Genomic DNA, 15,531 nt, shown 5'->3' on the forward strand with positions numbered 1-15,531 from the left:
GCTGCCTGACCGCCGTCGCCTCACTCCACGAGACGCTCGATCTCGGTGACCAAAATATCGCTGGCGCCCGCGTTCTTGACCGCCGTGATCGTCTCGAAGACGTCGCGTTCGTCGACGACGGCGTGGACGGCGACTTTCTGTCCCCCGCCGTTGGCGATGTCCATGATCGTCGGGCCGCCGAGGCCGGGGATGACGTCACGGACGGCCTCGAGGCGGTCCTCGGGGACGTTCATCATCAGGTAGCGCTTGCCGTCGGCCGCGAGGACCGAAGAAAGCGCGGTCCGAATCTCCTGTACTTTCGGCTCGTCGGCAACGTCGGCGCGGGCGACGAGGTGGACCGAACTCTGGAGGACTTCCTCGACGATCGCCAAGCGGTTCATCTTCAGGGTCGTCCCCGTCGAGGTGATGTCGACGATGGCGTCGGCCATCTCGACGTGGGGAGTCAACTCGGTGGCGCCCGTGACCTCGACGATGTCGGGCTCGATCCCGCGCTCGTCGAAGAAGTCGCGAGTGACGTTCGGGAACTCCGTCGCGACGGTCTTGCCGGCGAGGTCGGCGGCCGCCTCGATCTCGCTGTCTTCGGGTGCGGCGAGAACGAGCCGGCAGCGACCGAACTGGAGGTCGAGTAGCTCCTCGACGGGTTCGGTTTCGGCCTCGCGGACCTGATCTAGACCAGTGATTCCGATGTCGGCGGCGCCGTCGGAAACGTACTCGGGGATGTCGGCCGCGCGGGCGAACAGCACGGTTACGTCGGGATCGACCGTCTCCGCGTAGAGTTTGCGGTCGGCACCGTTCTCGATGTGTAGCCCCGCCCGCTCTAGGAGGTCGATCGTCGGCTCGTGCAGGCGGCCCTTGTTGGGAACGGCGATTCGCATTTGCTCCCCATTCGGGACCGGCAGGCAACTGTCTTTTCATCCGGATTGGCTGCCGTATGGTGGGTCTCGGAGGGGGTGACGAAGGTCGAGTTTGTTTTCGAAGGTGAAGCGAGCCTGTAGGATTGAATTCCAAATCCAGTTCGTGAGAGTCTTCTCGATCGAGGCCGTACGGTGCGTATGCGCGACTTAGACGAAACCGACGCCGAAATTCTGGCGATGCTCCAAGAGAACGCCCGACGGCCGTTCAGCGAGATCGCCGAGAGAGTGGGACTCTCGGGACCGGCCGTCTCAGACCGCGTGACGCGCCTCCAGGAGGCTGGCGTGATCGAGCGGTTCACCGTCGACGTCGACCAGTCACAGCTCCGGGCCGGTGTGCCGGTGTTCGTCCGGGCGACGCCTCCGACGGAGGTGGACGACGAGAGACTATCGGGGGTCGAGAGGTGCAGGGAGACCGTCGCGGCCGCCGACGCCGTCGAGCACGTCTTCGTGACCGCCGACGGAGAGCTCTGGTTTTACGCCCGTGTCCAGGTCGGGAGCGTCCGGCGCTGGCTCGACGGGCTGCTCCCCGACGGCGCGGAGTACGCGGTGACGCTGGTCGACGACGCGGCGTGGACCCCCTCGCTCGACGGCGCCGCGTTCGCACTCACCTGCACAGAGTGTGGGAACACGGTCGACAGCGAGGGCGAATCGACCCGGATCGATGGCGAGATCTACCACTTCTGCTGCCCGTCCTGTGCGGGTCGCTTCGAGGAGCGGTACGATCGATTCGAATCGGACGCCTGAGTGAGGACATGCAACTTTGGAAAGTAAGGTATAGCGGAGAGAGTACTTTGGGTTCTAACGGACAAACTGCCTAAGTGAGGGGGACGTAGAGAGACACAATGAGTACACGGATCGCCCACCTCGAGATCTCGGGGATGTCCTGTTCGACCTGCTCGGGGAGCGTCGAAGACGCCGTCGAGGCGGTAGACGGCGTCACCTCGGCGAGTGCGAACTACGCCACCGACGAGGGGACCGTCGAGTACGACCCGGAGGAGACGTCGCTCGGGGATATCTACGACGCGATCGAGAGCGCTGGGTACGAGGCGGCTGCAGAGACGACGACGGTTCCCGTTCTGGGAATGTCGTGTACCAGCTGCTCGGAGTCGGTCGCAGACGCCGTCTCCGGGCTTCCGGGCGTGATCAGCGTCGACGTGAACGTCGCCGCCGACGAAGCCCGGATTCGGTACAACCCGAACGACGGCTCTCTCGCGGGGATTCGCCGCACAATCGAGGAGGCGGGCTACGAGCCGGTCGTCGAGGACGACGATGAAGCGGGCGACGAGGCGAGCGGGCGCGAGTCAGCCGTCGAGCGCGAGCTGCGCCGCCAGCGCCGACTGGTGCTCGGCGGTGGGCTGCTGACACTGCCGTTCGTGCCGATGATGGTCGACATGCTGTTCGGCCTCGCGGGACTCTCTTCGCCGGTTCCAGCAGCGATCGCCCACCTGCCGGGGGGGCTCGAGTTCGTCCTGGCGACGGCCCTGATGGCGACGCTCGGCAGAGAGTTTCTCGTGGGCGCCTACCGGGCATTCGCGAACGAGCGGCGGGCGAACATGGACACTCTCGTGGCCATGGGTACCTCAGCAGGGTACGTCTACAGTACGGCCGTCCTCTTCGAACTCATCGCTGGCGCGGGGCTGTACTTCGAGGCCGTCGCGTTCATCCTCTGGTTTATCACCCTCGGCAACTGGCTCGAGGCGCGTTCGAAGGCCCGTGCGGGCAGCGCGCTTCGGGAGCTACTCGAGATGGAAGCCGACGAGGCGACCCTCGTGGAGTGGAATCCAGACGGAGGCGACGGCGGGACCGCCGGCGAAGAGCGCCAGGTACCTCTCGACGCCGTCGAGCCCGGCGACGTGATGAAGGTGCGACCGGGCGAACAGATTCCGACCGACGGCGTCGTACTCGATGGCGAGAGCGCGGTCGACGAGTCGATGCTGACCGGCGAGTCGGTCCCGGTCGAAAAGGGCGCAGGCGACGAGGTCGTCGGCTCGACGATCAACGAAAACGGCGTCCTACTCGTCGAGGCAACGAAAACCGGCTCCGAGACGGCGATCCAGCAGATCGTCGACCGGGTCAAAGAAGCCCAGTCGCGCCAGCCCGAGATCCAGCGGCTGGTCGACCGGGTTAGTGCCTACTTCGTCCCCGCGGTGATCGCCAACGCCCTTCTCTGGGCAGCCCTGTGGATCGCCTTCCCCGAACAACTCGCAGGGTTCGTCGACGTACTGCCCCTCTGGGGGCTCGTCGAAGGTGGCCCGGAGGTCGCGGCGGTCGGCGGCGCCGGGGTTCCCATCTTCGAGTTTTCGGTGATCGTCCTCGCCTCCGCGTTGCTGATCGCCTGTCCCTGCGCGCTGGGGCTGGCGACGCCGGCGGCGACGATGGTCGGCTCGACGCTGGCCGCCACCAACGGCGTCCTGTTCAAAGGCGGCGACGTGTTAGAGCAGGTCCGGGGCATCGATACGGTCGTCTTCGACAAGACGGGGACGCTGACGCACGGCGAGATGGTGCTGACTGACGTCGAACTCGTCGGAGAGCAGGCGGCTGCAGACGGCGGCGCGGCGGATGGCACCGCCCCCGACGGGGGTGCGCTCACGGCACCGACAGAGCGCGAGGGGGATCTCGCGTCGCTCGTCCTCGGCGCGGCAGCCACGGCCGAATCCGGCTCCGAGCACCCGATCGCCCGGGCGATCGTCGCGGGCGCGAAAGAGCGCGACATCGAGGTCGGCGATCTCGAGGCGTTCGAAAACGTCCCGGGTCACGGCGTCCGTGCCGAGACCGGCCGCGGGAGCGTACTGATCGGACGTCGGAAGCTGCTCGAAGAGGCTGGGATCGACACCGAACCCGCAGAAGCGACCCTGACACGGCTCGAGCGCGAGGGGAAGACGGCGATGGCGGTCGCCGTGGATGGCCAGTTGTTGGGCGTGCTCGCGGTCGCCGACGAGGTCCGCGAGAGCGCGACCGAGACCGTCGCCGCGCTCCGAGAGCGGGGCACCGAGGTCGTGATGCTCACTGGAGACAACGAGCGAACCGCGAGAGCGGTCGCCGAGCGCGTCGGAATCGACCCCCAGAACGTCCGCGCGGAGGTGCTGCCCGAGGACAAGGCCGATCACATCGAGGCGCTGCAGACGGGCGGCGAGGACGGGCCGGGCGCCAGGGTCATGATGGTTGGCGACGGGGTCAACGACGCGCCAGCGCTGACGACCGCCCAGGTCGGGGTCGCGATCGGCTCCGGGACCGACGTCGCGATCGAGTCGGCCGACGTGACGCTGATGCGGGACGATCCCGCGGACGTGTTGAAGGCCGTCCGCATCGCCGAGGCGACGATCTCGAAGGTGCGCCAGAACCTCTTCTGGGCGTTTGCCTACAACACGACATTGATCCCGATCGCCTCGCTTGGCCTGCTGAACCCAGCGCTGGCGGGGCTCGCGATGGCGACCTCGAGCGTGAGCGTGATGGCGAACAGCCTGGCGTTTACGAACTACGATCCCCACGAGGACTACCGGCTGGCCATGACGCGGCCGCTCTCGTGGCTCCGGGCGCGGTTCTGAGAGACAGCGGGAACGCGGGGTTCTAGATGTCGAAGAGGAACTCAGCGATCGGAATCGTCAGGTAGGCCTCGACGAATGCGGCCAGGACGAGAACGAGCCAGGCGAGCAGGACCAGCAGTCCGGTTCCCAGGAGGTACTCACGGGTGAACAGCGCCTCGCGAGTCCCGAGGAGGCGCTGGCTGGCACGGTGGACGAACCGAAAGCCGACGCCAGCGGCGACGAACAGCGCCGGCAGCTCGAAGACGCCGTGAGGGACCAGGAGCGCGAGGATGGGACCGAACCCGGTCTCCAGCCCGGAGACGACCGCGAGATTGCCGACGAGGACGCCGTTTAGGACCATAATAAGGACCGTGACCAGGCCGAGTGTGAGCGCGCCGAAGATCGACATCAGGAACGGCGGTGTGTTGTTGACGATGAAAAACGTCGCCGTCAGTTCGAACGGGTCGCCCTCAGCTTGCGGATCGAGTTCGTCGCCGAACTCGTCTTCGAAGAGTTCGAGGATCAGCTCGGTGAGGTCGACGCCTGCGGCGACGAGCGCGACGCCGACGAGGATGCCGAGCCCGAAGAACCCGGTCGCGAGGGCGACGTGCGGGCGGTGTTCGGTCCAGACGTCGTCGAGAGCGACGAGCAGGTGGGGCGCGAGGTTGCGGACCACGAGCAAGAAGAGTCCGAAACCGAGTGCCAGGACGAGCGATCCGACGGCAGCGTCGGTGGTCTCCGTACCGTGTATCGCGGGAATCGCCGCAGCACTCACGAGCGAGAGGAGCGCAAGCGCGGAGAGTAGAACCGTCCAGTTCCGGACAGTGCGGTCGTCGGGCGAGTCGGAGCCATCGCCCCCGGGCGGTCGATCCGGGCCTCCCACCGAGGGAGCCTCGCGCTCGCGGACAGTACCGGCGGCAACGCTATCGTCGTCTTCGTCGCCGTTCATACCGTTTCGTACGTCGAATCTCGTGTTAAAGACGGCGACTGAACGATCAGTCAACTAGAGCGGCGTCGCGGGGTCAATCGTCGCCGACGAGACGCTGGATCTGCCGGCGTAACTGAGATCGTCCTCGCTGGCTACGGGCGATCCTCGCGTAGTTGGCGCCGGACTGGGCGAGCCAGAGGAGCTTGGAGCGCCGGAGGCGACGATCGAGGTCGGTGGTGAGTGAAACTGGCCCGTTCTCGGTGTAGGCGCGCCTGAATCGGCGTCGAAGTGTCTCACGTTGTTGTTTCGGGAACCGATACCGATCGACGAACCGGATCTCGGCGCGAGCGAGGGCGTACTCGGCGTACGTGAGATGGGCGTTCCCCCAGTCGAGGACGGCGGCGATTCCCCCCTCCTCGCGAGAGAGGAGATTCGCGGGCTGGTAGTCGCCGTGGGTGAGGACTGGCCGGCAATCCGAGTCGCCAGTAACGGGGATCGACAGTGCCCGGATCGGCGACTTCGGGGCCGGATCGACCGCGTGCCAGCCGTCCGGATCACGAACGTGGAGGGAGCCGGCACGGTCGGCGAAGGCGTGAGTTCCGCCGTCACGATTCGCCGCGAGCGCGAGACCGCCGACGCGGTCGGCCGGACAGGCGCAGTGGAGGCGACCAAGCAGCCGCCCGGCCTCGGCGGCAAGGTCCCGTCGGTGGTCGGGGTCGAGGGCGGCGTACCGGCCGCGGAGGGGCTCTCCCTCGCAGCACTCGTAGAGCGCCCAGCGGGTCGGCCCCTCGAGAGAGGCACCACGAACGGTACCAGACGCAAGGACCGAAGGCACCGGCAGGTCGGTGCGCTCACCCACGAGGCGGACGACGAGGGGTTCGACGACGTCGCCAGTCCAGACGCTCGCACCGCCGAGCTTGCAGACCGCACGCCCCGGATCGTTATCGAGCGAGAGGAGGTAGGTGTCGGCGACCGAACCCGCAGTTGCTCGCTGCCAGGACGCAAGGGAGGCGCCGAGAGCGTCGTCAACGATGTGATCGAGAACGCGCTCCATTCGACTCTGAATGGTCGGGCGAGCGTCCTAATCGTTCGGGTCGGGGCGGCGCGTCTATAGTGACAACTGAAACGAGTTACACACTGCTCGCAGCTAAACGGCCGGGAGGCGGTGTTGTGGACCGCCTCTCGGCCGTGGATCGCGAGCAGGTGTGCAATGACTTTCAGTGGCTACTATAGTAGAGGGATCACCGCTGGTCGGGAGTCGACTTGGCGAAAGAACGAACAGGAGTCACTGCGTCGGCCAAGATATGCAGGAGACGACTGCGGCGGCGAAAGCGCGGACGGCCGCAGCGGCGAAACGATTCGGGAGCCGCGTCCGCCACAGCCTCCGCGGTGTCGCCTACCGGAGCTACTACCGGCTCGCGCGGGCGAACTACGAACGCGAGCTGTTCGCCCGCCACAATCGGACGCCTGCGGGCACGTTTCGGTGCTACGAGCCGCTGAACCGCCACGGCGACGACCGGATGCTCGCGGCGGTCGACGCCCGCTGTGGGTCGGACGCAGTCGTCTACGACGCGGGCGCCAACGTCGGAATCTACGCGCTCGCACTGACGACGGGCGAGCCGGATCGTCGAGTGGTGGCGTTCGAGCCCGCACCCCTGACCGTCGAACAACTCCGGGCGAACGTCCGTCTGAACCGGCTGGAAGACCGAATCGAGGTGCGAGCGTGCGGGCTCGGCGAAGAGAGCGACACGCGTCCGTTCTACGTCTCTACATACCCCGAACTGTCGGGATTCGACCGGAAGAGCGCGACGCGGTGGGAGGCGCGAGTCGAGTCGGTCGTGTCGGTACCGATTCGTCGAGTAGACGGCCTCCTCGGAGATCTCCCACCACCGGACGCGATCAAACTCGACGTCGAGGGTGCAGCCGCGGCTGTCCTGCGGGGTGCCCGTGAGACACTCGAACGCCACCACCCGGTGCTGTTCGTGGAGATACACGATCAGGGACTCTCTGCAGACGTGCCAGGGGAGATCCACGACCTGTTGGTATCCCTCGAGTACGACGTACTGGTGGAGACGAACGGTGAGTTCTGGCGCTGCGAGCCGCGGTAGGCGACGCAGCGATCGAAGAGTACGCCGTCCGTAGCGACGAGAGGCGAGCCCCGCAGGTCGACGGGTGCCGACTGGCCGAAGCTACATGTGGCCGTGGCCAAATATGTGATCGATGTCACAGATGTCGGAGCCAGCAGTCCTCGCGCGGACGTCTCTCTCAAGGACGCTGCTCGATCGACTGAGTGTCCGAGTCGAGACAGTCGACGACCGACCGTCCATCGAGATACGAACACCGATCACAGACGACGCAGTTGCCACAGTACCCGCCTGCAGCCCCGGCGACGTCACCGCAGCTGCCGAACGCGCTCGCGAGGCCCAGTCGTCGTGGGCGAACCGGTCAGTCAACGAGCGCGCCACCGTCCTCGAGCGATTCGGCGACCTAATCGACAACCACCAGGAGACGGTGCTCGATATCGTCCAACTCGAGACAGGAAAGGCGCGCCACCACGCGCTCGAGGAGGTCCTCGACGTTCCGCTTACGTGTTCGTACTACGCCGAGAACGGGTCTGCAGTTCTTGCAGACGAGACGCGTTCCGGAGCGGTCCCGCTCGCCGCCGACGCCACGGTAACCTACGAACCAGTCGGCGTCGTCGGAGTGATCTCGCCGTGGAACTATCCGCTGACGCTGGCGATAACCGACGCCATACCGGCGCTGCTCGCCGGCAACGCCGTTATCTGCAAACCCGACGAGCGGACGCCACTGATCGCGCTCGTACTCGCTCAACTGCTCGAGAAGGCGGGGCTCCCCGACGGACTCTTCCAGATCGTTACCGGCGAGGGGTCGACTGTCGGTCCCGCGATGATCGATGCGGTCGATTACGTTTCCTTCACGGGCGGGACAGAAACGGGACGAACCGTCGCCGAGCAGGCTGGACGAAACCTGATCGGCTGCTCGCTCGAGCTGGGTGGGAAGAACCCGATGCTCGTCCTCGACGACGCCGATCCTGAGACGGCTGCCCGCGGCGCGGTCAAGGGAGCCTTTACCAACGCAGGTCAGCTCTGTCTGGCGCCCGAGCGGATCTACGTCGACGAGCGTCGGTACGACGAGTTCCTCGACGCGTTCGTCGGCGCGACCCGCGGGCTGTCGATCGGCCTCGAATTCGGCTACGGCCCCGACGTGGGCTCGCTAATCGACGACACACACCTCGAGCGCGTTCGTGGCCGCGTCGAGAGTGCGGTCGACAACGGTGCCTCGCTGCTTTCGGGCGGACGCACTCGACCGGATGTCGGCCCGTTCTGCTACGAGCCGACGATTCTGACGGACGTCGAGCCGGACTCGCCGATCGTCCGCGAGGAGACGTTCGGCCCCGTCGTCACGGTCACTCCCGTCGCCGACGTCGACGAGGCGGTCGAGCGGGCCAACGACACGCCCTACGGCCTCAACGCGAGCGTCTGGACGGCCGACCGCTCGCGGGGTCGCGCGGTCGCCCGGAGAATTGACTGCGGAACAGTCTGTGTCAACGACCCGTACACGGTCGGCTGGGCGGCCGTCGACGCCCCCATGGGCGGCTTCGGGGACTCCGGGCTTGGCCGCCGCCACGGCCCCGAAGGCCTCCGGCGATACGTCGACGCCAGGACGATCGCGACCTCGCGGATCGGTCCGCTGGATGCACCATCGGGCGTCTCGACGCGCTGGTTCGCCGGGTTCATGAGCGGACTGGCGGCGGTCCAGCGACAACTGACGAGGTGGCTGCCGTGACTGACACCGATCCCGACGTCTTTCTCACCGGCTTTCCCGGCTTCCTCGGCTCGGCGCTGGCAGAGCGCGTACTCGCACGTGGTGACGGCCCCGTCGCCTGTCTGGTTCAGCCCCAGTATCTGGAGACCGCGCGCCAACGCGTGAACGCGATCACGGCGGATCTCGAGGGCGTCGACCGAGACGACGTTCGCCTCTACGAGGGGGACATCACGGACCCCGACCTCGGCCTCCGCGAGGGGATCGAGGCACTCGAAGGGGTCGACGAGATCTACCATCTCGCAGCAGTGTACGACCTCGGCGTCGAACCTGACCTCGCGGAGGCGGTCAACGTAGGCGGCACCGAGCACGTTCTCGCAATCGCCGAAGAACTGGCCGTCGATCGGTTCCACTACGTCAGCACCTGTTACGTCAGCGGCCGCTACGACGGCGTCTTCACCGAAGATCACCTTCGGGAGGGGCAGACGTTCAACAACCACTACGAGGAAACCAAGTACCGCGCGGAGGTGGCGGTACAGAATCGGATGGACGACGGTTTCCCGGCAACGGTCTACCGCCCTGCGATCGTCGTCGGCGACAGCCAGCACGGCGAGACGGACAAGTACGACGGCCCCTACTACCTGCTTCGGCTACTGCTCGCTCAGCCAGCCCGACTCTCGGTGCTGTTCACGCTCCCGGGTGCGAGCGACGCCGAACTCAACGTCGTCCCCCGAGATTTCGTCGTCGACGCGATCAGCTACCTCAGCGGTCGTGGCGACTCGATCGGCGAGGTCTACCAGCTGTGTGATCCCGCACCGCTTCCAGTTACGCGGTTCGTCGACGTTCTCGCCGACGCTGCCGGACACCAAACCGTGCGTCTGCCGACAACGAAATCGCTCGCCCGGGCGGGTAGCGAGCACCTCGGGTCGTCCCTGCTTGGGATCGATCTCGAGCCAGAAACGCTCGCCTACCTCGATCACCCGACGCGGTACGCCTGCCCGAAGACGCGACGAGCGCTTTCGGGCAGCGGGCACGAGGTACCACCAGTCGAGTCGTACGTGGATCGACTGGTGGAATACGTGCGGCGCAATCCGGACGTAGGCGACGACCCAATGGTCTGATCGAGCACGAGACCGCACGCAGTACCTCAACGATATCGGACCGATACGCTAACCCACTCGGCGCGAGAAGCGCCCCGCATGAGTGCGAACCGACTCGCGATCGTCGGCGGACAGGTGCTGCGACCCGATGGCGCGATCGAACGGGCTGACGTGCTGGTAGACGAAGAGAGTGGAACGGTACTCGAGGTGGGCGACGACCTCGCCGGGGATGCCGAGAGGACCCTCGACGCGACCCAGGGGCTGGTGACGCCAGGGTTCGTCAACGGCCACTGTCACGTCGCGATGACACTGCTTCGGGGCTACGCCGACGACAAGCCCCTGGACGCGTGGCTTCAGGAGGATATCTGGCCGACAGAAGCCGCGCTGACGCCTGCAGACGTCCGCGCAGGCGCCGAGCTCGGGCTCGTCGAGATGATCAAAGGGGGGGTGACAGCCTTTGCGGATATGTACTTCATGGTGCCCGAGATCGCCGCCGCCGTCGAAGCGGCCGGCGTCCGCGCCCGGATCGGCCACGGCGTCGTGACCGTCGGGAAAGACCTCGAGGACGCCCGCGAGGACGCCACCGAGGGACTCGAGATCGCCCGCGAGTTCGACGGCGCCGCAGGCGGGCGGATTCGGACAGCGTTTATGCCCCACTCCCTGACGACGGTCGCCGAGGAAATCCTCGAGGAGTTCGTCCCGAAGGCCCGCGGGGCCGGCGTTCCGCTGCACTACCACGCCAACGAGACGGTCGACGAGGTGACGCCGATCGTCGAGGAACACGGCGTTCGTCCGCTCGAGTACGCCGACGAACACGGGATGCTCGAGGAGGGTGATTTCCTGGCTCACTGCGTTCACGTCGACGAGCGCGAGATCGAGCTCCTCGCGGAGTCTGGCGTCGGCGCGATCCACTGTCCGGCCTCGAACATGAAACTCGCAAGCGGAATGGCCCCCATCCAGGAGATGCTCGACGCAGGTGCCAGGGTGGGGATAGGTACCGACGGCGCCGCCTCGAACAACGACCTCTCGATCTTAGACGAAGCTCGCGATGCCGCGATGATCGGCAAGCTCGCCGCAGAAGACGCGAGCGCGGTCGACGCCGGGACCATCGTCGAGCTGTTGACAGCGCGTGGCGCCGAGGCCGTCGGTCTTCCCGCCGGACGGCTCGAGTCGGGGGCGCCCGCAGATCTGGCGGTGCTCGATCTCGACCAGCCACATCTGACGCCTGCCCACGACGTGGCGAGCCATCTCGCCTACGCCGCCGCCGCGAGCGACGTCCGGCACACGATCTGTGACGGAACCGTGCTCATGCGTGATCGCGAGGTACAGACGCTAGACGAAGGTGCGGTGATGAACCGTGCCCGCGAACAAGCGGCGTCGCTCGTCACTCGAGCCGAGGAGTAAGCGCCGGCCACAATTTCCGGAAGGGGAACACAGCGTAGCGGAGCGACGGTCAGCGTCCCGTCCACTTCAGCAGCAAGAGCGTCCCCTCGAAGAGGACGATCATCGTGAGCGTCACGAACACCGGCGCCATCGCGGTCGGGTCGAAGGTGAACATGAACGCGAGTCCGAGGAAGCCCGCCCAGAAGAACAGTCGCTTTTCGGCCAGCCACTCCCGGGTGGTGACGCCCATCATGATCGCGAGCATGATAAAGAGCGGAATCTGGAAGACGATCGCGAGGAAGCCGGTGAGGGTGATCACGAGGTCGAACGTCTCCCCGAGCGCGTAGGCGATCATCGCACTCCCCTCCGAGTAGAACGTGAAGTACTGGAAGAGGATCGGGAGGATCACGAGATACGAGAAGATCATCCCGACGCCGGCGAGGACGACGCTCGTCGGGACCGCTGCGAGGTAGTACTTGCGCTCGTTGGGGTAGAGCCCGGGGCGCATGAACAGGTAACACTGGTAGACGAACATCGGTAACGCGACCATGATCCCCAGTAGCGCGGAGACCTTGATCCGGGTCAGCCACAGTTCAAGTGGGTGATAGATGTGTGGCGGGCGTTCGGTAGCATTCGGAATCACGTCGGTCCAGATGAACGTGATGACATCCGATGCCCACAACAGCCCGACCGCCGTCCCGGCCGCACCGAACAGCAACACGACCGCCAGGCGGAGGATCATCTCCTCGATGTGATCGGCCAGGGGCATCTCCTGGTCGTCCGGAGGGGTCGAGACGCCGCCGAGATCGTCGTCGTCGATCGACTGCTTTCGGTTCTTCTTGTGGGCGCTTTCGGTCGAGGAGGGGGGTGAGTACGCATTGACCCGAGAGCCCGCGTAGATCTCGGGGCCGCCGTTGAGGAGTCCTTCGCCGTCGGTCTCGACAGGATGGGGCTCGCCGTCCGACTCGACCGCTGGATCGTCGGAGTCGGCGTCTGCGTCCGGCTCGTCTGCATCTGTCTCGGCGTCTGCGTCGGCGTCTGCATCTGTCTCGGCGTCTGCGTCGGCGTCTGCATCTGTCTCGGCGTCTACGTCGGCGTCTGCATCTGTCTCGGCGTCTACGTCGGCGTCTGCATCTGTCTCGGCGTCTACGTCGGCGTCGGCATCTGCCTCGGCGTCTACGTCGGCATCGGACCCGGTCTCTTTGTCGTCGCTGTCCGCGTCGGCGTTCGCGCGCGGCTGCTCGTCGTCCGACTCGGCCGCCGGATCGTCCTGGGCGGTGTCGTCGGACGAGGGGGCTGCAGCCTGCGTCTCGTCGGCGGTGGGGGGCTGTGGGGCGTCCGAGTCGTCCGCGGACTCGTCCGGCCGCTGGTCGGTCCCACCGTCGTCCGGCTCGTCCGGCATCTATGTGACATAGATTCGGCCCCAGTTATAGGCCTTTTTCTTACGAGCACCTGCAGAGAGTGTGGAACCGAACCGGCGGCGAGCCGGCGAAGGTACACGAAAGGTTGATAACTGGATGTAGGGTATCGACAGACAGGAATGAGTTCTGCGGTCGGCGAAGACACCGCGCAAGCTATCAACAGCGGCCGAGAGACGATCGGAACGCTACTCTCTGCCGCGCAGACGCATCTACAGAAGGTGTTCATCGTCTTCGTCATCGGATTCATGGGGTCGTTTTACGCCCTGCGAGTCTGGATCTGGGACTTCTTGGAGGAGACGGCGACGGCGGAGATGGATCCGGATCTGGTGCAGGCGACCGACATCATCACCCGAACACCGTTCGAGGTAATCCTGCTTCAGGCTAAAATCGGGCTGTTCATCGGGGTTCTGGTCGCGATCCCTGCACTCCTTTACTTTTCCCGAGACGCCCTGCGAAAGCGGGGTGTCGAGAGCGTCGTCCCGATCTCGAAGTGGTATATGGCGGCGTTCGCCGCAGCGTCTATCTCGCTGTTTTCTGCCGGAGTCGCCTACGCCTACGGGATCTTCTTCCCCTACGCGTTTTACTTCCTCGGAGAGGTCAGCTACTCCGCCGGCGTGAAACCGAGCTGGGGCATCACGGAGTTCACCGAGTTCGTCGCCCTGCTCACGCTCTCGTTCGGACTGGCAGCCCAGCTCCCGCTGTTCATGGGGGTGCTTTCCTACACCGAGATCGTCCCCTACGAGTTCTTCCGTGACAAGTGGCGCCACGCGATCGTCACCCTCACCGCGTTCGGCGCGGTGTTCTCGCCGCCGGACCCGTTCACGCTGATCATGTGGGCGATCCCGCTCGTGTTGCTGTACGTGTTCAGTTTGGGCGTCGCAAAGTTGGTCGCGAACACTCGCCGCCGCGGCGCAGCAGAGATCGGCAGCGGCGTCGGACTGGTCAAACGACGCGTGCTCCAGTTTACCGCACTGATCGCCGCCGCCACCGCCGTCTCCGCAGCCGCGTTTCAGGCCGGCGCTCGCGAGTACTACATCGAGACCGTGCTCCCGTACATCCCGTCGTACCTCCAGTCCGAGGGGCCGACTACGCTCGACATACTGGTGACCCAGCACGGGCTCCTCGGCATCGTCGGGGCCGGTGTGCTCATCGCGGTCGGGCTAGGGCTTGCGATCCTCGTGGTCGTGACGATTAAAGTCCTCCAGAGCCCGGTCTATCCGCGCGAATCGGCGCTACGGACGGCACAGACCGCCGAGGACGTCGACTTCGACGTACTGGACGCAACCGACATCGAGCGCGTTCCGGCACCAGTCTTCCTCGGAATGGAAGAGGAAGACGCCTTAGAGACGGCCCGGGAGGCGATGTACGACGACAACAAGGACAAGGCTCAGGCGATCCTCGATCGGTACGACACGCTGCACGCGGAGGCAGAGGCCGAGGACGGTGAGGGCGACGAGGCCGCAGCGGGCGGAGCCGCCGGCGCCGCCGCAGCTGAGGGCGAAGCGGCCGCCGAAGAGGAGTCAGGCGGGTTCTTCACGAGCACCGCCGCCGACGTCCTCGATCCGTTCACCGAGGAAGAGACCACCGAGGAGGATATCGGCGGCTACGCCTACGACATCGCGTTTATCCTGAACAGTCTCACCTCGAAGGTGTTTCGCATCGTCGCGGTGTTCATGGCCGTACTTGCGGGATCGTTCTTCTGGCTGTACACCGACGGTATCCGGGTTATTCTCGCACAGTTCGTCGACCGAGTTCCGGACTCGGTGCTGGCGGAGGTCGCCGAGCAGCAGGACGTCGATCCCGCCGAGTACGGCGATACGACCGAACTCATTCAGGCGCTCGACTTCGTCATCGCCCTCCACCCCGTCGAGGTGCTGATCTTCATCGTGAAGGTCTCGACGCTCGCGGCGATCATCTCGGTCCTCCCGATGGTGCTTTACTACGGCTGGCCCGCGGCCAAAGAGCGCGGCCTCGTCCGTGGTGACCGTCGGATCTTCCTCCTCTGGGGTGGGGGGCTGTTCGCCGGCTTCCTGGTCGGGACCTACCTGGGGTTCTTCTGGGTCGCTCCCGCGGTAATCTCGTACCTGATCACCGACGCGATCACGAACGGGATGGTGGTCTCCTACCGGATCAGGAGCTTCTTCTGGCTCGTGATCTTCACGACCGTCGGGATCGGGTTCCTCTTTAACATCATCGTCACGATGGCGCTGTTCCACATCGGCGGCATCGTCAACTACCGGACGATGCTTCGCGGCTGGCGCCCCGTCGTCGTCGGGATTTTCACCATCTCGGCGCTCGTGAGCCCGAAGGGGATCCTCACGATGTTGCTCTTTGCGATCCCGATCGCGCTGACCTACGTACTCGGACTGGCCCTCCTCTATCTCCTGACCGGGGGTGGGCGGCTCTTCGGCGGCAAGCGCCGGGGGCCCGATCTGGATACGGGGCTGCTCGGCGGGCGGTAACGGTTGAACGTCCCAT

Annotated in this window: 11 protein-coding genes; 7 read left to right on the forward strand and 4 right to left on the reverse strand. The window is 65.8% G+C overall.

The window, feature by feature from the left end; all coding sequences use genetic code 11:
* Nucleotides 1-20 precede the first annotated feature (20 nt).
* Complete coding sequence (gene hisG / locus OB905_08285; protein ID MCU4925981.1) at nt 21-875, reverse strand: ATP phosphoribosyltransferase; 855 nt, start codon at nt 873-875, stop codon at nt 21-23.
* A 177-nt stretch (nt 876-1,052) separates the two neighbouring features.
* On the opposite strand from hisG, the gene OB905_08290 reads away from it, so the two are divergent.
* Nucleotides 1,053-1,658 carry an AsnC family transcriptional regulator gene (locus OB905_08290; GenBank protein MCU4925982.1) on the forward strand — a complete coding sequence of 202 codons (606 nt, stop codon included), beginning with the start codon at nt 1,053-1,055 and terminating at the stop codon, nt 1,656-1,658.
* Nucleotides 1,659-1,756: 98 nt separating this feature from the next.
* Nucleotides 1,757-4,459 carry a heavy metal translocating P-type ATPase gene (locus tag OB905_08295; protein MCU4925983.1) on the forward strand — a complete coding sequence of 901 codons (2,703 nt, stop codon included), beginning with the start codon at nt 1,757-1,759 and terminating at the stop codon, nt 4,457-4,459.
* Nucleotides 4,460-4,481: 22 nt separating this feature from the next.
* Here the strand turns inward: OB905_08295 and OB905_08300 are convergent, their stop codons facing one another.
* Nucleotides 4,482-5,387 carry a stage II sporulation protein M gene (locus OB905_08300; GenBank protein MCU4925984.1) on the reverse strand — a complete coding sequence of 302 codons (906 nt, stop codon included), beginning with the start codon at nt 5,385-5,387 and terminating at the stop codon, nt 4,482-4,484.
* A 73-nt stretch (nt 5,388-5,460) separates the two neighbouring features.
* Complete coding sequence (locus tag OB905_08305) at nt 5,461-6,420, reverse strand: phosphotransferase (GenBank protein ID MCU4925985.1); 960 nt, start codon at nt 6,418-6,420, stop codon at nt 5,461-5,463.
* Nucleotides 6,421-6,670: 250 nt separating this feature from the next.
* Between OB905_08305 and OB905_08310 the strand changes: the two genes are divergently transcribed.
* The 4 genes from OB905_08310 (at nt 6,671) to OB905_08325 (ending at nt 11,653) form a co-directional block, all read left to right on the forward strand.
* Nucleotides 6,671-7,474: an FkbM family methyltransferase gene (locus OB905_08310; protein MCU4925986.1), complete on the forward strand. Its 804-nt coding sequence runs from the start codon at nt 6,671-6,673 to the stop codon at nt 7,472-7,474.
* Between the two features lie 112 nt (nt 7,475-7,586).
* The gene (locus tag OB905_08315) at nt 7,587-9,173 is read left to right on the forward strand and encodes a succinic semialdehyde dehydrogenase (GenBank protein MCU4925987.1); all 1,587 of its coding nucleotides are present in this window, start codon (nt 7,587-7,589) and stop codon (nt 9,171-9,173) included.
* Entirely contained in the window at nt 9,161-10,270 is a 1,110-nt protein-coding gene (locus OB905_08320) for an SDR family oxidoreductase (GenBank protein MCU4925988.1), read from the forward strand. Before OB905_08315 ends, OB905_08320 begins: the two co-directional genes overlap by 13 nt.
* Before the next feature lie 78 nt (nt 10,271-10,348).
* On the forward strand, nt 10,349-11,653 hold the full coding sequence (locus tag OB905_08325; GenBank protein MCU4925989.1) for an amidohydrolase: 1,305 nt from the start codon (nt 10,349-10,351) through the stop codon (nt 11,651-11,653).
* A gap of 49 nt (nt 11,654-11,702) precedes the next feature.
* On the opposite strand, the gene OB905_08330 is transcribed toward OB905_08325, so the two are convergent.
* On the reverse strand, nt 11,703-13,034 hold the full coding sequence (locus OB905_08330; protein MCU4925990.1) for a twin-arginine translocase subunit TatC: 1,332 nt from the start codon (nt 13,032-13,034) through the stop codon (nt 11,703-11,705).
* A 138-nt stretch (nt 13,035-13,172) separates the two neighbouring features.
* On the opposite strand from OB905_08330, the gene OB905_08335 reads away from it, so the two are divergent.
* Nucleotides 13,173-15,515 carry a twin-arginine translocase subunit TatC gene (locus OB905_08335; protein MCU4925991.1) on the forward strand — a complete coding sequence of 781 codons (2,343 nt, stop codon included), beginning with the start codon at nt 13,173-13,175 and terminating at the stop codon, nt 15,513-15,515.
* The last annotated feature ends 16 nt before the right edge of the window (nt 15,516-15,531 follow it).

This window comes from Halobacteria archaeon AArc-dxtr1 (assembly GCA_025517425.1).
In the GTDB taxonomy this organism is placed as follows: Archaea; Halobacteriota; Halobacteria; order Halobacteriales; family Natrialbaceae; genus Halostagnicola.

Bases quoted from the DNA above. Each gene is read 5' to 3' on its own strand.
- OB905_08330 (MCU4925990.1), bottom strand. From the start codon at position 13,034: ATGCCGGACGAGCCGGACGACGGTGGGACCGACCAGCGGCCGGACGAG.
- OB905_08305 (MCU4925985.1), bottom strand. From the start codon at position 6,420: ATGGAGCGCGTTCTCGATCACATCGTTGACGACGCTCTCGGCGCCTCC.
- OB905_08335 (MCU4925991.1), top strand. From the start codon at position 13,173: ATGAGTTCTGCGGTCGGCGAAGACACCGCGCAAGCTATCAACAGCGGC.
- OB905_08295 (MCU4925983.1), top strand. From the start codon at position 1,757: ATGAGTACACGGATCGCCCACCTCGAGATCTCGGGGATGTCCTGTTCG.
- OB905_08310 (MCU4925986.1), top strand. From the start codon at position 6,671: ATGCAGGAGACGACTGCGGCGGCGAAAGCGCGGACGGCCGCAGCGGCG.
- hisG (MCU4925981.1), bottom strand. From the start codon at position 875: ATGCGAATCGCCGTTCCCAACAAGGGCCGCCTGCACGAGCCGACGATC.
- OB905_08315 (MCU4925987.1), top strand. From the start codon at position 7,587: ATGTCACAGATGTCGGAGCCAGCAGTCCTCGCGCGGACGTCTCTCTCA.
- OB905_08300 (MCU4925984.1), bottom strand. From the start codon at position 5,387: ATGAACGGCGACGAAGACGACGATAGCGTTGCCGCCGGTACTGTCCGC.
- OB905_08325 (MCU4925989.1), top strand. From the start codon at position 10,349: ATGAGTGCGAACCGACTCGCGATCGTCGGCGGACAGGTGCTGCGACCC.
- OB905_08290 (MCU4925982.1), top strand. From the start codon at position 1,053: ATGCGCGACTTAGACGAAACCGACGCCGAAATTCTGGCGATGCTCCAA.